Below are 19,663 nucleotides of genomic sequence, written 5' to 3' on the forward strand. Positions count from 1 at the left end.
ATTATGTCAGCGAATCATATGAGAGACATCGAACAACTTAACAGCGCCAGAATAGCTGAATTATATCGGCGTCATTTGTCCAAAGGACGCGCAAAAGTCTCAGATGTGTTCGGCACAGAAACTGAAGTTGCCGCACAAGGGGCCTGGGTTGAAACTCTGGATGGCCAACGTTATCTGAATGCCGGTGGTTATGGCGTGTTATTACTGGGTGCGCGTCACCCTTATGTTGAAGCTGCGGTGATTAAGCAAATTCAGACCAATCCGATTGCTTCAAGAATATTGCTGGAGCCACAAGCAGCACTGGCGGCACAAGCCTTGTGCCGGGTCGTTCCGAAAGGGCTGGCACATGTCCATTTTGCAGGTTCAGGCACAGAGGCAACTGAAGCGGCAATTAAACTGGCCCGTACTCTTGGCAAAACACGGTTAATCACAACACAAAACGGCTACCACGGTAAAACCATTGGCGCTTTGTCGGTGACCGCAAATCCGCTTTATCAGAATCCGTTCCTGCCGCTGCTGGCCAACGTCAGCACTGTCCCTTTTGGTGACAGCAACGCTCTGGAAATGGAACTGAAAACAGGCCCGCAAGCCTGCGTCATTCTCGAACCGATTCAGGGTGAAGGCGGAGTCCGCATCCCACCGGCAGGATATCTGCAACAGGTCAAGGAACTTTGTCAGCGTTATGGCGCTTTATTAGTCTTTGATGAGATTCAAAGCGGCATGGGACGAACAGGTCGCTGGTGGGCGGCCGACCGGGAAGGCGTAACACCGGACATTATGCTGGTTGGCAAAGGCTTATCAGGTGGCATAGTGCCGGTGTCAGCGATGGTTGCCACGCCGGAGGCATTTGCTGCATTTAACAAAGATCCGTTTATTCACACCTCAACCTTCTCAGGAGCGCCCATTGCGATGGCGGCAGCCAGAGCAGCGGTCGAAGCGATAGAGGCAGAAGATCTGGTTTTCCGGTCCGCACAAATTGGCGAAGTGCTTTTAAGCCGCATGAAAGAAATAGTGCAAAAACACTGTGATTATCTGGTTGAAGAAGTGCGTGGAGCAGGACTGCTGATTGGTGTTGAAATGAAAGGTGCCGGTTTTGCCGGTGCGCTGCTGGCCGAAATGATTGAACGTCATGTCCTGGTCAATTATTCGCTGAATGCCGGTAAGGTACTCCGATTCACCCCTCCGGCAATTATGACTGATGAAGAAGTCAGTTTTTTACTTAATGCCTTTGATGGCGCTTGTGCAGCGCTGGCAAACCAATATACGACCGTCGAGTCTGTAGGAGCTTGTTAAAATGCGGCATGTTGAAATTCACTCTTTTATTCCGGGCGCTGATGCAAACCATGTGTTTGATACCTTAGCCGACTTCCGGCACTACGCGGATTTAGTGGATGTTGTGGTCTCAGTCGATGTTGAAAAAGATGACGAAGACAATGTGCGCAGCAGCTGGGTCGTCAAATTTCGCAACGGCTTGCTGCGCTGGACAGAACAGGACTGGTTCCGCCGTCATAAATTACGACTGGATTTTAATCAGATTGAAGGGGACTTTGATGAGTTCTTTGGCGGCTGGGTATTGGTTGCAGAGCCGGATGGTGTCAAAGCATCTCTGATTGTCGATTTTGATTTTGGCGTACCTTCGCTGGCGAATATTGTTGATCCGGTCGCTGAGCGGGTGTTAACCGATGTCACCAAAGAGATACTGCGCGGCCTGTTCGGTGAACAGGTTGTGTTTCTGGACCCGGCTGCCAGCAAGCAGCAGGAACTTACGACGGCTTAATGCCTAAGGTGAGTGCTGCCGGCAATATCCTTTTGCCGACGGCCATGTCAATCATTTGAACTTAATGGGGTTTATGATGAGTAATCAGGAAAGTCTGGCCAGTAATAAAAACAATTTTTCGCAACCTGCAAAGTCCACGGCAGCGCAGTTATATTTGCATCATGCTTCAGATGAGACCGTGCCTCAGGGCCGCCTCGCAACTGACGTAGGTTTGAAGCAATTGAGCCGCGCGTTTCGCATCATGTTTGCCAAACACAGCCTCCCGCGTAAGCTGCTGCCGATCAAACTGGATTTAACCGAGTTTAAAGCCGCTGGTTTTCAATACGATAAATCATCGACACAACAAGTTGCCGACAGGCTGAAGCCATTGCCCTTGTCCAGTGACGGCATGAAGTGGATTTATCATTATGACGGCGAACTTTGTGTGCAGTTTTACGGCGTTCGCTACGTCAATATCAATTATGACGAGTTGGTGAGCAAAGTAGATATCAGCCGGGTGGGTGATTGTTTCAGGGATGTTATCGGCATCAATACCGAAGTATTAAAACGCGACGACCAAGGCCGCCCTGTATTGCAAATTGAACGTATTGCCGCACTGGCACAACCGGACTATTCGGCATTTTTGGGCAAAGATGAACTGGATGTCTACAAGCTGGAGTTTCAGGAATACCACAATGATCATGTGGTCAACTGGATGAGAACTGTCTGTAGCCCAAATGCATCAACAGTCGCCGACGACAGCTACTTATCTTTGTCCCGCATGCCGGATGGCACGACAAAAATTGAATTTGTCGCCCTTCAGCAGTTTCCGCTTCCCCGCATCATGGTCCTGCTTGGTTTCAGCCGCTGGAAATGGTTGCGTGAGTTCTTAACAAGACGGGCATACAAGGCTTTTTGGTATACAACATCAGACAATATTCTCGCCCGCTTCTATGGCAAAGAATTTGAAATTGGCTGTGTAAAAACCAGAAAGTAAATCAGATCACTGGAATAAAGAAGATTAGGACGTTTGGGCACATGACATTTCCGTACGAGTTTCATATTGCTTTAGATGGTAACGGCCTCAATGGCCTGGAAGGCAGGGCGGGAGTCTGTGTGTTCCGCTACGACCCTCAGACGAATGAGCACAATTTTGATATCAAATTTTATGATGGCATGGCTGGCGGGCATGCGCTCAGTATCAGTCCGGATCGGAAAACTGGTTTTCTGGGGAGTACTGCTCAGCACCTGATGTTTTACGACACCGCCACATTGCAGGAGATCAGCAGGATCTCCACCCTGAGATTTGAGTCTACTGATTCGTCAATCAAAGGCAGTACACACGCGGTCTGGTTGAACAACACTGAAGTGATTGTGACCATCGGAGATGGCCTCTGGAAATTTGATCTGAATAATCCGGATCAGCCAGAACGCTTGTGTGATCACGGCTTGAAAGTGCCTCATGCGCTGAAAATGACGGCGTCTGGCCGTTATCTGGTTTATGGCGGCATGGACCACCCGGTGCAGGGAGAAGGTTGTGAAGTGGGTATCTACGATATGGAAACCCGAACCGTCAGAAGATTAGTACTGCCAACCACCTGCTGGCATGTGGTCTGCGACCCGGTAGAAGACCTGTTTTATGCCTTGTCTTTCCGGGTCCTGCCGCAGGATGGCGGCAACTATCATGAATGGGCAATTGCTCAGTTTAAAGAATATGCATATGAGATTGATGCTGTTGCAGGTACTGTGGTCAGGCATTGGGCGACGGGGCAGGATACCCATGCTCATGTCAATTCTGATGTCTGCCTGTCGGATCAGGAGCTCATTTATTGTAACGGAGCAAGTGGCACTATCATGATGATCGACAGAAAAAATCTGTCATCTTACCGGCTGCTGGACGCTAAACCCTGTCTGATTGCCCGTCTGGGAGCAACCCGGCAAAGACTGCGGACTATCCTCGACTCAATGTCCAGAGGCTCGCTTATCACCCATGGGCATCACCACCTGAGAGCCATTCTGGTATCGCGCGGCGCATTTTTAGACTCAGTCTATGGTTGTCAGTTATCAGAAGACCAGACCATGTTGTTTACCGCAAACCGCGGTCTGAATTCGATAACTATTTACAACTATCCGGAAAACACCGTGAAACTGACCGTCAAAATGCCTTCACTGCAAAAGTATGATAAGAGCTTGCACTGGTGGAGTGACCCAAGACTTGGTTTTCACCACAGCGTTTTGCTCAGTCCGAAAAATTAAAAAGTGTGTAAATTCCGGTGTGTTGCTTACAACAAGGTCAATATAAATGCGAGATATCATTCTGAACGTCGTTAAAGCGCCGCAAATCTTTTTTGCAAAACAAACGATTAAGCGCAAACGGCAACCCATGTCCATTGATATTCGTTCATATCAGAGCGAAGACTTCGGCTATATCATTCCGACCTTACGCAACATTGAACAGCAACTATTGGCACTGCCCGCCACCAAATCCGGCATGCGTTGGATACACCATCAGGACACCGTTTATTTTTACGGTGAACGTGAATTTGATGTTCCTTATGACGAATTTATCAGGAAGGTCAGTGTTTGCCATGCCGGAGAGTTCTACCGGGATTCGGTCAGTACTGATACCCATGTTGTCCGGACAGACCAACAGGGCCGGCCATTGCACCAGGTTGTGCGTATTGTCGCATTGCCCCAGCCGAATTACGCCGCCTTTATGGGAAAGGGCAATCTCGACGTCTACAAACTTGAGCAACTGGACTACAGCGAAAATGAACAGCGTGTCTGGATGTATACAGTGCATAGTCCGAACGGATCCGCTGTCTGCGACGATGGCTACTTAGCGTTCCGGCGTGTCGGTGATGGTTCCAAAACAAGCGTCAGTTTCCTCGCGTGTCAGAACTTTCCAATTCCGCCACTGATGGCGCTGCTGCGACTGGATAAATGGACCTGGCTGAAAACAAAACTGACCGAGCATGCCTATAAAGTGTTCTGCAATACCATGTTTAATAATATCCAGGATTGTTATCTGGGCATTAAGTTTCAGGTTGGAAGAGATTAGTCTTTTTTCTGAACACGCTTCAGGAACATGACCCCGATCCAGGAGACACAAGCTTGTGAGCTACGTATATCAAGAAAATGTGCTGGCGAAAACTGTGAAGGCCATCCATCGGCTGGACCTTCATTTGCTCGCGAAAATACAGCAGTTCAAAAGCCATAGCCTCATCACCAGGTATTGCCGGTATATATCTTTCTCAGCCGATGGATATTTTTATGTATTACTTGGCATTTACCTGTTGTATAGCAGTCAATATGAATTGTTTAATCTGGTTTCTCTGGCATTTATAATAGAGAGAATCATTTACTTTACATCAAAAAATTTATTTAAAAGAAACAGGCCAGCGGACTGTATTGATGGATTCTGCAGTAGCATTATTCCACAGGATAAATTTAGTTTCCCTTCCGGCCACACCTCAGCAGCATTTTTGATCGCCGGCACTATTGGTATCTGGTATCCATCATTGATGGCTATTTTATATCTTTGGGCAGTCTGGGTCGGGCTTTCAAGAATCATATTAGGTGTGCATTTTCCATCTGATACTGTTGCCGGAGCCGCGCTGGGCGCTTCAGTAGCAGCTATGGTGTTATGACTTCAAATTTGCACCAAACAAGAACGTAAGATATTGAAAATTAGATGAATACTTAATTTTCACAACAGATGCAAAGATGAACAAAAATTAATCACAAACAATATAGTTAACTATATTACATCTACAAAAACCATATAAATAAAAGCGAGAAAGAATCAAGCTCACAACATAAGAAACCAGCAAATTAATAATTGTTGATTTTCAGGGGAGTAAAAACAACCGCCACACATGCAAAATACACTCAAAAATATTTTTTATATTCAATTAAAGTGCAATCGAAGCATTTATTTTCGAATACTATTTCAGATTATTTCACACCCACAATACTATATGTATTTTCATGTCTGAAATATGTTTTATAACAATTACCATATTTACAATTCATGTATGCTTATCACTCAGATACATTGTTAAGGCCTGACATTGTTACCGGTGCAGCAACATCTGATAAACCGCGATTCAGCCACCTGGCTGTCAGAGCATCACTGCACACCAGCGTGAGCACATCCAGTTGACTACAACTAAACCAGCAGCGAAAAGTCCGTTGTGGTGATCTGGCAGCGACCCATTCGCTGGTTAACTGCAGTTCCAACCAGCCATCCTCTGTACTGCAGGAACCGACGGCGGCAAATTGCGAGCAAGCCTTTAGCTCAGCAGCATCAAAACCAAAATACTCACCAACAAAAGGACAAATGGCTTTAAACAGCGCTTCTTTAGCAGAAAAGAGCAGCGTTGTGGCCTGCGCTGCGGTAAAACCTGCACGCAACAGCATGTCCTGCTCGGCGGGGCTGTGTATCGATGTTGCAATGTCATGGGCCTGTTGTGGACTAAGCCAAAGCTCTGTATCAACGCCAATAAAATTATCAGCGGCCAGTGGCCTGGTCAGTAACACAGTACAGGCGTGACTCTGGTGATGTGTGATAGAGCCTGTCACTCCCAAAGGCCAGGCAGGTGCGCGCATCAGACTCACCCCAAGCTCTGGGGGTAAGGGTTGAAATAATCCACTTTGCTGCAACAGAAGCCGGCTCAGATAACGACCAGCAAGGTACTCAAGCTGTCTTTTTGGCACTGCAGCTGCAATGTCTGAAGGCAACTCTATCATCAGCCCGGCATAATCAGCTTGCCGGAAAGCGGCCGGCAAAAAACGACAGCGGGCCAACAACAGCTGCTGACTGTTGTCGCAGAACAATTGGATCTCGCTGAGGCAGGATACCTGAGCACCGCTTGCTGACAACTCAGACAAAAATCGAAATGGCGGGCATGGCATGACAGACAACTTTAATAAAATTTATCAATGATTTGTATTTACTGCACCAACCTTAATGTAGCTAAAAAGTAAAATCAATTTATAAACTACTGCTTTTTAACACCAGGACAGCTCGCGACAACATCAGTTGCCAAATTTTCAGGATATGACAAAACACTGCAAAACCAAGGCATAACCGCTATTCGCCTTAAACGTTATCCGGATATGTTTATTTGCAGGCATCGCTGAGCCAACCTTTAGATTGGATCTTGCTGTGTTTATAAAAATTGACTGCCTTTAAGGCACAGGAAAATGCAGCTTTTGACGTTTGAGAAGGGCGGATTAGCTTTCTACTCTTTACCAACAAAAAACGCAGGTAAGTATCTGAATTGATTACTTACCTGCGTTAATTTTTAAGCTTATACGTTATAGATTATAAAAGCTGGGGGTCAAAAGGGTAGTACAAACTTTTCCGAAGAATATAACGTTAGAAGCCTCGCCAGTACTGGGTTTCGGCCACTTTTCAGGCCTCACCCATTAAAAAGTATCACCTATCAGGGTTCAACACGGTTTTACGTTATAAATTACCTTAATGCATTGTAGCCGCACAACAAACACAACCTAAATCGATGATTTTAAACAACAACGGTATATGTTATTTTTTTGTTTAAACCAACTAATCCCTACCGTTTTATTATGTACAATAGCTTACGCTCACCAGAGCCACTCAACATAAGATTTTGAATTATATACCCTCATCTCCGGTACCATTTTACGCTCCAATCTCTGCTGAAAGGTCTGTCTAAAATAGACAAGAATTTTATTATGTTGCACTGGTTTACTGCAAAACTTCAGCTATCAGGATGGAAGGGTATAAATCAGTTCATCCCAACACTGTGGCCACCAAATATCCTAGCAGAGAGTGTGCGCTTAATAGCCGGAGCATTTCTTTTGCCTGCTTTTAAAACACAAGCTCAATTTTCTGCATGGCAATTATTGTTAGTATCGCAGCAATTTAAGGGACACGTTGCAATCCGGCAATGGCGTCTTAAATTGATGGCGGGTGCTTTTGGGTGGTAAACGTACGCCAGCATTCGCGAACTCCACCACCATTTGTGGTGTCAGCTCCAGATCAGGGTGAGTACTCCAGAACTCCACTTCCTCATAGGGCAGCAGCAAGCATGGGACTTTTTTCAGGCCCAACTGCATTGCCACTGTATAACGATGATGGCCATCCATAATCGACATACTGCGGCTGTCTACAGTAATGGGCACACGCCATAGCTGCTCGGCCTGAATTTTTTCAAGTAGCCAGACAGCGCGCTCGGGGATGATCTCCTCATTAGGCTTTAGTGTGTTTGGGCAGAGAAAGCTTAAAGTTTTATCAAGCGGCATAGGACACCTCGGTTGTGATGAATTGCTGTGCTTTGATGTACATGCGCTGCGGGTGTGGGTGGCTGAGAAAATCATGGTGAGAGATGTGCCAGCCATAGGCCCCCGCTTTGTTAAACACAATTACATCACCAGCACGCAACTGCGATACTGTGACCTGTTTGGCAAGCACGTCTTTTGGGGTACAGAGTTCCCCACATAAAGTGACTGTTTTGCCATTAATTTCGGGCCGAGGATAAGAATGCGGCCAGCTATCACGGGCAAAAATGGTAAAGGGATGATTATGTTGCCATGACGAAGGCAGACGGAAATGGTGGTTTCCCCCTCTTAAAATGGCGAAATACTCGCCATGGTTACATTTGATATCCGTCACTTCGGTGAGGTACACCCCACACTGTGCGGTTATGTAGCGGCCACATTCGGTCGCAATACGAAGTTGCGGATATTCGTGACAGAGCTGAGTCAGTTGCTGGCAATACCGGGCAAAGTCAAATTGTGGCTCAGCTTGATAAGCCACCCCAATACCACCACCAACATTCACAACACTGAGCTTTAGTGAAAACTGGCTGGCCCACTGGCTTGCTGCGGCCAGATAATGGCGAACCAACCCGGCATGAGTGCCAGCATCCAGATTATTGGACAAACAATGGAAGTGAAAACCGACAATCTCAAGCGCTGGATATTCGGCCAGCCGCGGCAGCAACTGCAGCAATTGCTGCTCGTCAATGCCAAACTGAGTGGCCTGTCCGGCCATTTGTAACGTTGCTTTTGGCAAGGCAAAATGCGGATTAACCCGCAGCAGGCAGCATACTGTCTTACCCAGCTCCATCGCTAAGTTGTTCAGACGGTCCAGTTGCAGCGCACTCTCAAGATGATAAAAAGTAACGTTGAGCTCAAGTGCACGGCGCAACTCACTCAGGGTTTTGCCGGGCCCGCCAAAAGCGACAGGAACGCTGTCGCTGATAGCCCGGACTTTTTCGATTTCGCCTATGGACGCAACCTCAAAACCATAAACATGCGGCAGCAGCGTTTGGAGGATAGCCGCATCGTTGTTGGCTTTAATGGCATAATAACAATCCACTTGTGCTGGCAACTGTTGCTGCAGCTGGCGAATATGCTGTTCAAGGTAATCTAAATCATAAATAAAAGCAGACAATTCATTGTTCTGCCGGTCAATGTAGTCGCGGATCAAAGCATTATTCACTGTCATACTGGAGCTCCGTTAAATGTTGTTGTAAATGCTGCTGATGTGCGCGGCGCATAATGCTGCGGTCGTCGCCGATAACAAAATGCACCACCTCGCGCTTGCGCCAGGCCTTGAGGTCACTGAGCTGTCTGGGAATGGCAATAAAACCACAACCCTGTTTGTGGCAAGCTGCTTGTAAATGCAGCAGTGCAGCTTTGACTTCTGGGTGTTGGGTTTGCCAGGGGAAACCAAAATCCTGAGCAAGATCAGCGGCGCCTTCCAATACAGCATCAATCCCTGTCACCGCCGAAATTGCGTCAGCATTGGCCAGTCCTTCAAGGCTTTCAATCATGGCGATAACGACAGTATGCTGATTAGCCGCCTGATTGCTGCTGGCCAGATCTGTGGTGGCGTAAGCGTTAAAACGGGTGCTGTTCAGGCCTCGACGACCGAGGGGGTGGTAATAACTGGCGGCCACAAGAGCCTGTGCCTGAGCAGCGGTTTTGACGTTAGCTGCAACTATGCCATTGGCACCCGCGTCCAAAAGCGGTGCTATCCAGTCATAACGTTGTGCAGCAATCCTTACCAATACCGCAAGGTTGGCGGCGCGTGCTGCCAACAGCAGATGCTCGAGTTCCCCAGAGCTTAACAGGGTATGTTCGGTGTCCAGAATGACATAATCATAACCAGCCAACGCCAGTTGCTCGAGGGCCACGGCATTGCCAATTGCACTGAAGAGTGCAAATGTCGGCGTCCCGCCGCGTAACTTGTGTTTCAGCGAGCTCTGTTCCATCAGCTGACATCCTGCGCGATACGCTGGTGGCTGGGTTTCAACACTATAAGGGCCTTTTTGGCAATATAGAGTGGGTTATCCACGGCCATAACACGTAAACGCTGCTCGGTTAAGAAGCGTCGGCTGGCCAGCTGCTCTACTGCAATTTGTGGGGCAAAAAAGTCAAACAAACTAAAGCGGGCAGCAAGCTCCGGATGGGCCTGCTGATAGTGCATCACCCGTTTTGCTACCAGCTGCCAGAATAGTTTACCGGCCAGACTAAACTGCTGCTCAAAAAACCAGCCAAGTTCGCCTAAATTGACAAAACACAGTGCATCCTGGGTAAAATCGCGCAGCTCATTGGCATCTGTAGTAACCAAAAACGAGTTTGGATTGACTGCGGCGTGTGTCGCAGGAGCATCGGTTAAATCCGGCAATAAATCCGGCTTTGCCAGCCAGGCCGGGTTGTAACGTACACCGTCATGAAAATCTTTGAGTGCAACCCCCACAGGTAAATCGTCTTCGAGGATCAGTACCATATTCTGGGCGTGCGACTCCATCGCCAAACCGTGGTGCCACAACATGTGCATTACAGGCAGATAAGCAACATCAATTAAATGCTCTAACCATTGGTACAGACCATGTTTGGCAACCCAGGGCGCGATGACGGCTTGACCATCATGGTCAGTTTGCATCAGGGCAGTCACTGGCACGGCGCGTTGTCCTGGCTGAAGATAATGCTCAACACTGTCGCGCCAGATACAGGCTAGAGCACCATATTGTGCAGCTAAACCGCTATCGCCTGGCACACTGAGTCCTGCGACTTCACGTAGCAACATTGGCTTTTTAACCAGTCGCCACGCTTTGTCGTCAGCTACACAGTCGCTCAGCCAACAGCTGATGGCACTGGCGTTGGCCACTGTATGGGGTGCCAGCACGCGGGACGTTGAGGTATTCGTAATACTGAGCGACAGTTTGACCGACAGTGCGGTGTGTTGCTCATGCTGGCTTAAAGTGCGTATTGATTGTTGCGGCAGATATTCGGGACCTTCAAACTGTAATGGATAAATCCCGGGCTGCGGAAAATACAAAAGGCCAATATGTTGCCATTGCCATGGATGCACCGGCAGCAGATAACAATGCTCCAAACTCAGACCAAGACTGCTGAGTTCGACCTGCAAGGCTGCCTGATGGGCCATTGAAAAACTGGCTGCAAGTAACCTCTCAGCGTTAAAAGGCGCCATAACATAAAAGTGCGCGACACTTTTATGCACGGCCAACCACTGTAAACAAAACGGCTTTGCCAGCTCAGGGCCATAACGCTGATTGTCTGCCAAGGTAAAGCCTAAGCGGGATTTAAAGCTTGGGTGGTACAAATGACCATTATTAATTCTGGCTTCCAATGCCGTGTACGACAATTCGCGTAATGGCACTTTTGGTTCGTTTTCAAGAACCTGAGCATGTTTCATCATGGTCTGCCACATTTCATCGCTAAAACGCTGCCAGGCCTCAGGTTTGGCCAGATTCAGCATATTAAGATCAGCAAGCAAAGTGAGCAGTGAAGCTTGTTCATAACGGCTATCACTGACCCGCAACAAGGTAGAGGCATCAATGCGCAGACGATTAAAATGGGCACTGTACTGCGCTTTAAACTGATAACTCAACTTAGCGTGGATAACCACATGAACAACACTGCCGTGCCAGTGCAGCGGCAACACATGCTCGTAACAGAGCGCTTCGAGTAGCTGCAATATGACCCGCTGTTCACTGCGATCGCGCGCAGCTGCTGTGTGCTTTTGCTCCGGAATTTTCCGGCCCGCCAAAGGATTTTTGATACTCACCCACACCGGAGACTCACCACATGCCTGTAAGGTGCTTAACAAATTGCCTTTTGCGGGCAGCGATAGGGCACTTTGCAATTGCTGGCAATAAGGGTGCAACTCAACATCTGAGTTACTTAACGCATCGCGGCATACCTGCCAAAGTGCGTCTTCGCTGACCGGAAAATGACGGGCAATTGCACTTAACACATGAGCCAGATGATTCACGACCACATAATACTGGAAGCGAAACCAGGCCTCAGCGTCGCTGTAACTGGCATGGCTTTCGGGGGCCAGCATAAAACCCGCATTGAGCTGAGGACGTGGAGCAATACTGGCTCCTTCCATGTCACGTACAACTAAAGTTTCAGGCCAGCCGCCGGCAAACAACATCAGGCTGTTTTGCAGATGAGCCTCGAGGCTAACGCCCGTTTTGGTAAACAACGTTAATGCCGGCAGTAAAGACGCATCAACATAGGTACGCCACCAGTCTTTCACAAAATGACTATTGGCAGTTGTGCCGTGGTTTTGAGCAGCCATGGCGATAAATTCTGCCAGTGGCAGCTTGCCGCTGAGTGGGCATTCTTCCACCAGACTTGCCACCACCCGGGTATCACGTGCCTGAACCGGAGTTAGTCCTTTGCGATATAACACTGCAAATGAGGCTTCGAGCCCATCTATGGTTAATGTCTGCGCACCAAGCTCAGGTAAAATTAATAAACCCCGGATGGCGTCACACAATTGATTTGAGGTTAAAAAGTCACTGGCGTCCATGGCTCTGGCAATGTGAGCGGGTGGGTTGTTGCGAATAAAATTGGTGATCCTTACATCCAGACTCAATTTTATAAAAAGCCCGGGATTAGGCATAAACACTGTACGAACCGATGAGGTTGGCCACACGGTTTCACCTAAAGGGCCCAATGACAGGATTTGCTCATGTTGCAGATACGGCTGAAGCTCAGCTTTGGCGAGCAGCATATTGGCTTGCCACGGGTGGCATGGCAGCAGCCTGTAGTGCTTAAACTCCTCAGGCAGCAATGTGTGTGCTGAGTGCAGCGCGTCTGAGTCCTGTGGCAGAGCGAAGCCGGGCAACAGCCGTTCCGACATTAACCCCGGCGCCACAGCAAAATAATGCAATTTAAATGCTGCACCAAGTTCAGGGCTGTAACGCTTAAGATCAGCCTCGCTAAAACCTTGTATAGCCTTCGAAGTTACGTGGAAGGGATGTCCCAACAGCAAACCCTGCTCGGCGGCAATAAAGTCATTGGCAATAGTGCGATCTGAAGGCATCGCCTGACGTGCCTGACAATAATAGTCACAGTGGCTGAGGCTATTATGGATATTATCAAGCAAATTCAGAGCCGCTTTGTCATCAGAGAGCGACGCCAGTGACTGACAAAGCACAGTCACCAGAGCACTGGCGTCGGCCAGTGGCTGATGTGACTGAGCCACAATCAACGTCAGCGGAAAATGATAACGGTGATATCCTGTGGTTGAAAAGTGGCTCAGACGGAACTGACATTGTGTCTCAGTGCCACGAAGCGGTACACAATAGAGCTGTTCACCCTGATGATAATCACTCAGGTCAATTTCCAGTTCGCGCAGGTAGGTATTGAGATATTGTTCAGCCAGCTTTTGCTGTAAAGGTGTCAGGATCATTTTGAAATCGCTTTAAAGTAGGTTGAATTTAAAAGGGTGGGACAAACAACACAAAACGCTGCCACCAGAAACCACAGCACTACAGGCCACAGCACGAAGGATGCGCCAAACTCGTCATAACAAAACGCCACAGACAAGGGCCCCAGTAGCTGTCCGGTCACCTGACTGCTGCGCGCCAATCCAAGCGCCGCGCCGCGCTCTGCGGCCGGACAGAGTTGTCCTACTTGTAAAAAGAGCGTCTGCGGTAAAGCAGAAAAGCAGGCACCTTGTAACAACCGGGCAGCCGCAAACCACCAGAGTTGGGTACTAAAAGGCATAACCAGCAGTGCAAAAGCACAGCCCAGGGCAGCAAGCGCATAATTGCGGCTAAGCCGTCCATGTTGGTTGTGTTGACCCCAAAAGCCTGCACACACAAAAGTGGCAAACCAGGCAGTGGCGTGTAGTCCGCCAATTAAAGTGGCCTTGTATTCCAGGTGTTGCCAAAGTGGCTGACAATAAAGTGCAAAAGCCACCACCAGTGCAAAAGCGCCAGCCTGCGCTGCGCTGCCAGCACAGAGCCAGCACAACAACGGCAATGACCATAAGGAGGAAGCTGGTGAAGATTCCGCCTGGTGCTGGAGTTGATGTACCTTGCCTGGCACTAACCAGCCAGAACAACACCAGATCAGCACACTGATGCAGGCGGTAAAAAACAACAGTTGTTGTATACCAAACTGATCCAGTGCATAACCCCCAAGCAAAGGACCCGACAAACACGCCAGTGCAATAGCGCGTTGTTGACTGGCCAGTTGCAGCGCTTCACTGCGAAAACCGGCATGACTGAAAAACACTGTCAAAACCAGCGAAATACCGGCAAAACCCAGTAGCAGTCTCGCGGCTAAAAAGCCGGGGACAGTGTCGGCTAAGGCCATAGCGAATAACGCCAGTACGAAGGTGCCCTGTGTGATCATCAGCATCAGTTTGTGACCCAAAAGGTCACAGCCTTTACCAATCAGCGGTGCACTGAGCAAGGCACCAACTGCCGGCACTGCAATAGCGGCTGCCGGCCAAAAGCCAGACAGCGCCACGCCCTGATTAAGTTGCTGTAGATAGAGTGGCATCGCCGGAATAAGCAACATCAACGCAAAAGTGGCGAGAAACTGCACAGTGCACAAAAGGTAAAAGCTACGACGCATACCGCGCCTCAGCCCTGGTTTGCTTTTGCCATGGATTAGCTATCTCTGTGATAGCACTTGGCATGCCCGTCACCTGTTCATCGGCGTTAAGTAATGGCGTTAAAATTGCTTTAAAAGGCCAGTGGCTGGCCGCAACTAATGCCTCATTAATCTCCAGGGCCGCAGCGTCAGGTAAAGCGCAACTGATGTCACTGATGACCTGATACAAATGTTGCCAGAACAAGGTTTCATTGCCGAATCCTGCCCGGCTGATTGCTAAAGCAATAGGGTAGAGATTGACCTGAATACCTAATGTGGTGAAATAACTTAGCAGCTTGGTTTGATCCGCCAGCACTAAGGTATTAGGGCTGTGCCAGTTGATTTGATAATCCGGCACCGGTAGCTGCTGGTGCTTTAACTGTGTGGGACAAATTCTTAAAGTGTCGTGGTCGCGCAGAATAAAACGCCACTGCTGATGTTCATCAAGCCAGATCTGAATATTCTGACCGTGGCATTCCGGCAATACCCCATAATGCCAGAGCCTCAACATCAGCTGGGTAAAAGCCGTACATAAGTCCAGCCATAATATATGAACCGCAAACCCCTGCGCATTCAACCATTGCCAGGCATCCGGGTGATTTAAAGCCGCCATGGTAAAGCGTGCTAAACTTGCACGCCCTGTATCGGGAAATACCCGTAGTTGAGCGGCAAGTTCCCCCTGGCAAGCAATGAGTTCTGTTGCTGCTCCACTGGCCCACCAGTTTCGTTCGTCACAGAGTTGCAGACTATCTCGCAACTTCACATCGTTATTTAATATTTGTTGCAATAACGCATAAGCGGCATCACCGTTGTGCAAATAACGTGGTGGCATAGTCCGTTTGGCACCAAGGGTAGCTTGGCTGGTGGCAAATTTGAGATGACGTTGCTCTGCATAATAAAAGCTGCGCAGTGAACTGGTGGCAGCTGGTACTGTTGATTGAAAATCAAGCTGGAGAAGCTGTTTTTGTGCTGCTAACACCGGGCGTTCGCTTTCCAGTGCCGGTAAAGCCAAATAAGCCTGTGGTTCAGCCCCTGGCACCAGGGCAAGCCGGGCTTCAAGCGCCGCCGTTAACTTTGCCTGTTCAGCTGGGGGCAATAACAAAGTTGCAGGTGCAGAAGATTGTTTGGTGAACACCAGCTCTGAAGGCACTGCCCACCAGTCCACCTGGCTGCTTTGTTGGGTGAATAACGGAAGAAGTTTACCTTTGGCATGAGCAAACGGATGATGCGGTCGATCAATTTGCATCGCCAGCCGTTCCATGCTGCATTCAGGCGTTGTTGCCGTTACTGTGGTTTTATTGCCAACCGTGAATGTTGCGACGGCCCTTCTGCCTTGAAGTGCATCTTGCCATAAACGCAGCGCCTTGGAGCGCGTGGCAACTGGCCACCAGTCGGCGCTGGTCAATACTGTCATAACGTCGCTCAGTGCGATCAAACTTGCGTCTTCCCCACCTTCCACGGTTAAGGTGGCAATGTCCGAGGTTATGTTTACCGGCTGCATGGCAGCTGCCTGCCAGGTGGCAGACAGGTGTATAGTGCGGGACGCATCCAGAGCAATCCGCAACTGATCGTCGCTAAAATGACAATAGCGTCGAAAATCGGCGAAGTTTTCCAGGTACAAAGCGGCTATCAGCGAGTGTAACTGATCGGTTTGCCAGCTGTGCATATCGTGCTCCTTGCTTAAAACAGCGGCAAACGGGTACCGACATTGTGCGTCAGTGCTGCCTGATAAAACCAACGCGCGCAAACGATATCGTCTATAGCCATACCCATCGGATTCAGCAGAATAATTTCGTCGTTGTTGTCACGACCGGTTATTGCGCCACTGACAATATCACCCAGCTCTGCATGCAATTGCTCGCGGCTGAACAGCCCTTCTTCAACTAATTGATTGATGACTTTTTTCTCACGGTTGCACTGCTCCCAGTCATCGACAATGACTTTGTCAGCTTTTAGGAACACATCTTTGTGAATGTCCATAATGGAAATATTCGAGACAAAACAACCGCGTTTTAACCAGGCAAAAGGAATGTATGGCGCATCTGAGACTGTGCAGGTTACAAGTACATCGGCAAGCCGCACCAAAGTTTCGGCATCGGGCTGAATGGTAAACTGAACCTCAGGATACTGTGGCGTAAACTGACTGATTAGCTTATCGGCAGCGGCGGGAAATAAATCATAGAGGTGCACATGAGATATCTGTGAATACTGCTCTAACAGCGTTTGCACTTGCATTTGTGCAATAGGACCGCAGCCTATAATGCCTATCTCACGAAAATCTGACCTGGCCAGATAACGGGTGGCAATACCAGTAATGGCCGCAGTGCGCATTGCGCTGATCAAACTTGCTTCGAGCACAGCCACCGGATAATTGGTTTCGGCGTCATTCAGTACAATAACGGCACTGGCGCGCGGAAGTTGATGTTTGCCTGGGTTATGCTGGCGTGAACCAATCCATTTGATGCCTGCAATCGGATTCTCACCACCCAAATAACAGGGCATAGCGATGATCCGGTCTGCAATATGTGACGCTTCCTGCCACCTCAGATAAGGTTTCAGCGGCTGGACGAATTGACGTTTAGCATGCAGTTGCAGCCCCTCTTCAATAGCACTCATAAAAGCAGCGCTGTGATCACCACCCAGTTGTTTAATGTCGGATTGACTCAGGTAGCGAAGTTCAGCTGTGATAGTCATAGTTATTCCTTGAAATGTTTTTTACTGCGCAGGATCAGGCAATTTTTTCGATAAACTGCGTTTGTTCGGCTTGTACCCGGGCTTCATGGCGGGCTTTGACCATGTCTAACCAGGTCTGGTCGTAGACCAGGTCGAGATAACGGTCACCGCGGTCGGCAAAAAGAGTGAGCACTGTGCTTTGAGGCGGAATTCTGGGTAGCAGCTTGTTGATGGCAGCAATAGCGGACCCACTGGAACCGCCGGCAAAAATACTTTCCTGTTTAACCAGTTGATGACACGCCAATGCGGATTCGTAATCATCAACATAAATAACTTCATCGACTTCGTCGGCATTCAGTAACTCAGGTACCCGGCTTGCACCAATTCCCGGTAGCTCACGCGGCGCAGAATGGCCACCAAACAACACTGAACCAAGGATATCGACGGCTATAACTTTAAGCGCAGGGTGGGCTTCTTTTAAACGCCGCGAAATGCCCATTAAGGTGCCAGAGGTGCTTGCACCAATCACCAGATAGTCAATTTTGCCTGGGACCTGCTGAAGAATTTCTTCAGCTTCGCCATGATAATGGCTGCGCCAATTATCTGGGTTCGCATATTGATTCACCCACACCGCATTTGGCACTGACTTGAGCAGCGCATTCACAGTGTTGATACGGGTCAGCAAGTAGCCGTTATTGCAGTCTTTTTCCGTGACCTGAACGATTTCAGCACCAAAGATTTCCAGCAGTTTCAAGTTGGTTGGTGAAATTTTCGGGTCAACCACAGCAGTAAAAGACAATCCCAGCTGTAAACAGCTCATTGCCAGCGCAATGGCGAGGTTACCCGACGAACTCTCAATAATGTGGCTATCGGCTTGAATACGGCCACTCGCCATGCCCTGCTCAAGCATAAAACGCGCCGGGCGGTCTTTAACACTGCCACCTGGATTCAGCATCTCCAGCTTCGTTAACACGGTTTGAGGGTGATCCGCAAAGAGTCGATTAAGTCGCACTATGGGGGTGTTGCCGATACACGACAAAATACTCGAATGAATTGCAGCCAACATACTAAATATCCTTTTCGGTTAAATCCTTGAGTGATCCTACACCAAATGCAAATGAGATCAATTATTATTTGCATTTATTTGTGATAATTTCCCTCTCGTTGTTAACATTCGAAACCCGTTAAGCTCTCAACAAAAGACGATAAATTTGTAATAAATTGAATTTAAAGAAAAAATAAATTTCGATTACCGTAAAAGCCAATATGCTGTTTTAGCCGATTCTTGCAGTAGAAGGTCGAATGATAGTTGCAGAACTTTTAATCGGAATAAGATAATTGAGTTTCCGTGAGGTCACGGTCTTACATTAAGGAGAAAGGTCAGGTTTTATCGACAGTACTTCACTCATTTCTTGTTGCGGCTTGCGGGCGCAATATGAACAGAAGCGGATATTTAACCAGCATCAGGCATTGCCCTATACCTCGCATAAATCTGCTCGATTTCACCATCTTTCATCATTTGCTGCAGCGCCTGGTTAATAACTGGTAAATAATCTGCTTTATCCGGATGCAAACGCATCATCACGTCTTGTTCGTCCACGACATCCCCTATTTCCAAGACTTTGTATTCAGAGCGTATTTTTTGCAGATACAACAGGGTGTCGTAGCCTATAAAAATCTGATTTAGCCGCCCGACCAGCAGCTGCTCCAATAGTAAATCACTTGATAAATTATCCAGCCGGATGATCAGGCCTGCGCTCATAGCAGCGTCATACTTGGGATACACAAACCCCCTGACAACGCCCACCATATCCCCAAACAGGTCTGAGGGAACCTTCACGGGCTTTTTTTTCCCCTGGCGCAAACACGACCACTTCAGTGGATTTGGCATAACTGATACTGTAAATCCCGGGGACACGCATATGCGCGCGCCAATCAGGATTTACCCCAGGTTCAATATCAATACGTCCGGCATCAAACTCAGCTAAACCCCTGGCAACAGGGCGGCTGACTAACTCAAACTGCACTTTGGAGATTTCCTGAATACGGTGGAAAATATCGGTAAAGAGCCCTTTATGCTTGTCAGCCTCGAGTAGGGTATAAGGCGGATTGCCCGGTTGATATAACAGTACTTTTAGCGGTGGCTCTGCCAGAACAGGCCCACAAGCCGTTATCAATAGCATGACCGTTAACCAGGTCATCATAAGCGAAGAAGTTAGCCTGACCATAAAACAAGTCTTCTGAAGTTATGATTGCCTTAAGTATAAAGACTTTCCTGCTATTCGCTTTAATATAACAAACACAACTAACACATTG

General features: G+C 48.4%; 17 protein-coding genes. 6 read left to right on the plus strand and 11 right to left on the minus strand.

What is annotated here, in order from left to right:
• Positions 1-3: 3 nt before the first annotated feature.
• The 6 genes from N3Z11_RS12220 to N3Z11_RS12245 all read left to right on the plus strand — a co-directional run bounded on the left by N3Z11_RS12220 (position 4) and on the right by N3Z11_RS12245 (position 5,406).
• Positions 4-1,293, plus strand: coding sequence for an aspartate aminotransferase family protein (locus N3Z11_RS12220; RefSeq protein ID WP_260657465.1), 1,290 nt, complete (start codon positions 4-6; stop codon positions 1,291-1,293).
• Position 1,294: 1 nt separating this feature from the next.
• Positions 1,295-1,777: a type II toxin-antitoxin system RatA family toxin gene (locus N3Z11_RS12225; RefSeq protein WP_260657466.1), complete on the plus strand. Its 483-nt coding sequence runs from the start codon at positions 1,295-1,297 to the stop codon at positions 1,775-1,777.
• 76 nt (positions 1,778-1,853) lie between these two features.
• The gene (locus N3Z11_RS12230; RefSeq protein WP_260657467.1) at positions 1,854-2,753 is read left to right on the plus strand and encodes a hypothetical protein; all 900 of its coding nucleotides are present in this window, start codon (positions 1,854-1,856) and stop codon (positions 2,751-2,753) included.
• 41 nt (positions 2,754-2,794) lie between these two features.
• Positions 2,795-4,012 carry a hypothetical protein gene (locus N3Z11_RS12235; RefSeq protein WP_260657468.1) on the plus strand — a complete coding sequence of 406 codons (1,218 nt, stop codon included), beginning with the start codon at positions 2,795-2,797 and terminating at the stop codon, positions 4,010-4,012.
• A 46-nt stretch (positions 4,013-4,058) separates the two neighbouring features.
• Positions 4,059-4,817, plus strand: coding sequence for a hypothetical protein (locus N3Z11_RS12240; protein ID WP_260657469.1), 759 nt, complete (start codon positions 4,059-4,061; stop codon positions 4,815-4,817).
• 55 nt (positions 4,818-4,872) lie between these two features.
• Positions 4,873-5,406 (plus strand): phosphatase PAP2 family protein, encoded by a 534-nt coding sequence (locus N3Z11_RS12245; RefSeq protein ID WP_260657470.1) that lies wholly within the window; start codon positions 4,873-4,875, stop codon positions 5,404-5,406.
• Between the two features lie 394 nt (positions 5,407-5,800).
• Here N3Z11_RS12245 and N3Z11_RS12250 read toward each other — a convergent pair whose 3' ends face one another.
• The 11 genes from N3Z11_RS12250 to N3Z11_RS12300 form a co-directional block, all read right to left on the minus strand.
• Complete coding sequence (locus N3Z11_RS12250; protein ID WP_260657471.1) at positions 5,801-6,565, minus strand: 4'-phosphopantetheinyl transferase; 765 nt, start codon at positions 6,563-6,565, stop codon at positions 5,801-5,803.
• A 1,086-nt stretch (positions 6,566-7,651) separates the two neighbouring features.
• Positions 7,652-8,047, minus strand: coding sequence for a ParB N-terminal domain-containing protein (locus N3Z11_RS12255; RefSeq protein ID WP_260657472.1), 396 nt, complete (start codon positions 8,045-8,047; stop codon positions 7,652-7,654).
• Positions 8,037-9,254: a type III PLP-dependent enzyme gene (locus N3Z11_RS12260; protein WP_260657473.1), complete on the minus strand. Its 1,218-nt coding sequence runs from the start codon at positions 9,252-9,254 to the stop codon at positions 8,037-8,039. The genes N3Z11_RS12255 and N3Z11_RS12260 overlap by 11 nt, the downstream gene beginning before the upstream one ends.
• Entirely contained in the window at positions 9,241-10,023 is a 783-nt protein-coding gene (locus tag N3Z11_RS12265; protein WP_260657474.1) for an HpcH/HpaI aldolase family protein, read from the minus strand. Before N3Z11_RS12265 ends, N3Z11_RS12260 begins: the two co-directional genes overlap by 14 nt.
• Positions 10,023-13,481: an IucA/IucC family siderophore biosynthesis protein gene (locus tag N3Z11_RS12270; RefSeq protein WP_260657475.1), complete on the minus strand. Its 3,459-nt coding sequence runs from the start codon at positions 13,479-13,481 to the stop codon at positions 10,023-10,025. Before N3Z11_RS12270 ends, N3Z11_RS12265 begins: the two co-directional genes overlap by 1 nt.
• Positions 13,478-14,656, minus strand: a complete 1,179-nt coding sequence (locus tag N3Z11_RS12275) for an MFS transporter (protein ID WP_260657476.1) — start codon at positions 14,654-14,656, stop codon at positions 13,478-13,480. The genes N3Z11_RS12270 and N3Z11_RS12275 overlap by 4 nt, the downstream gene beginning before the upstream one ends.
• On the minus strand, positions 14,646-16,340 hold the full coding sequence (locus N3Z11_RS12280) for an IucA/IucC family protein (protein WP_260657477.1): 1,695 nt from the start codon (positions 16,338-16,340) through the stop codon (positions 14,646-14,648). The genes N3Z11_RS12275 and N3Z11_RS12280 overlap by 11 nt, the downstream gene beginning before the upstream one ends.
• A gap of 14 nt (positions 16,341-16,354) precedes the next feature.
• A complete protein-coding gene (gene sbnB, locus N3Z11_RS12285) occupies positions 16,355-17,368 on the minus strand; it encodes a 2,3-diaminopropionate biosynthesis protein SbnB (RefSeq protein WP_260657478.1) in 1,014 nt (337 codons plus the stop codon).
• A 34-nt stretch (positions 17,369-17,402) separates the two neighbouring features.
• On the minus strand, positions 17,403-18,413 hold the full coding sequence (sbnA, locus tag N3Z11_RS12290) for a 2,3-diaminopropionate biosynthesis protein SbnA (RefSeq protein ID WP_260657479.1): 1,011 nt from the start codon (positions 18,411-18,413) through the stop codon (positions 17,403-17,405).
• Between the two features lie 387 nt (positions 18,414-18,800).
• Entirely contained in the window at positions 18,801-19,133 is a 333-nt protein-coding gene (locus N3Z11_RS12295) for a transporter substrate-binding domain-containing protein (RefSeq protein ID WP_260657480.1), read from the minus strand.
• Complete coding sequence (locus N3Z11_RS12300; protein ID WP_260657481.1) at positions 19,117-19,530, minus strand: hypothetical protein; 414 nt, start codon at positions 19,528-19,530, stop codon at positions 19,117-19,119. Before N3Z11_RS12300 ends, N3Z11_RS12295 begins: the two co-directional genes overlap by 17 nt.
• Positions 19,531-19,663 lie beyond the last annotated feature (133 nt).

This window comes from Rheinheimera sp. 4Y26 (assembly GCF_025245835.1).
GTDB lineage: Bacteria > Pseudomonadota > Gammaproteobacteria > Enterobacterales > Alteromonadaceae > Pararheinheimera.

What these genes read in the sequence shown, in the direction of transcription:
- N3Z11_RS12265 (WP_260657474.1), bottom strand. Translation starts at nt 10,023, where the DNA reads ATGGAACAGAGCTCGCTGAAACACAAGTTACGCGGCGGGACGCCGACA.
- N3Z11_RS12220 (WP_260657465.1), top strand. Translation starts at nt 4, where the DNA reads ATGTCAGCGAATCATATGAGAGACATCGAACAACTTAACAGCGCCAGA.
- N3Z11_RS12300 (WP_260657481.1), bottom strand. Translation starts at nt 19,530, where the DNA reads ATGCTATTGATAACGGCTTGTGGGCCTGTTCTGGCAGAGCCACCGCTA.
- N3Z11_RS12255 (WP_260657472.1), bottom strand. Translation starts at nt 8,047, where the DNA reads ATGCCGCTTGATAAAACTTTAAGCTTTCTCTGCCCAAACACACTAAAG.
- N3Z11_RS12270 (WP_260657475.1), bottom strand. Translation starts at nt 13,481, where the DNA reads ATGATCCTGACACCTTTACAGCAAAAGCTGGCTGAACAATATCTCAAT.
- N3Z11_RS12235 (WP_260657468.1), top strand. Translation starts at nt 2,795, where the DNA reads ATGACATTTCCGTACGAGTTTCATATTGCTTTAGATGGTAACGGCCTC.
- sbnA (WP_260657479.1), bottom strand. Translation starts at nt 18,413, where the DNA reads ATGTTGGCTGCAATTCATTCGAGTATTTTGTCGTGTATCGGCAACACC.
- N3Z11_RS12225 (WP_260657466.1), top strand. Translation starts at nt 1,295, where the DNA reads ATGCGGCATGTTGAAATTCACTCTTTTATTCCGGGCGCTGATGCAAAC.
- N3Z11_RS12275 (WP_260657476.1), bottom strand. Translation starts at nt 14,656, where the DNA reads ATGCGTCGTAGCTTTTACCTTTTGTGCACTGTGCAGTTTCTCGCCACT.
- N3Z11_RS12260 (WP_260657473.1), bottom strand. Translation starts at nt 9,254, where the DNA reads ATGACAGTGAATAATGCTTTGATCCGCGACTACATTGACCGGCAGAAC.
- sbnB (WP_260657478.1), bottom strand. Translation starts at nt 17,368, where the DNA reads ATGACTATCACAGCTGAACTTCGCTACCTGAGTCAATCCGACATTAAA.
- N3Z11_RS12240 (WP_260657469.1), top strand. Translation starts at nt 4,059, where the DNA reads ATGCGAGATATCATTCTGAACGTCGTTAAAGCGCCGCAAATCTTTTTT.
- N3Z11_RS12280 (WP_260657477.1), bottom strand. Translation starts at nt 16,340, where the DNA reads ATGCACAGCTGGCAAACCGATCAGTTACACTCGCTGATAGCCGCTTTG.
- N3Z11_RS12230 (WP_260657467.1), top strand. Translation starts at nt 1,854, where the DNA reads ATGAGTAATCAGGAAAGTCTGGCCAGTAATAAAAACAATTTTTCGCAA.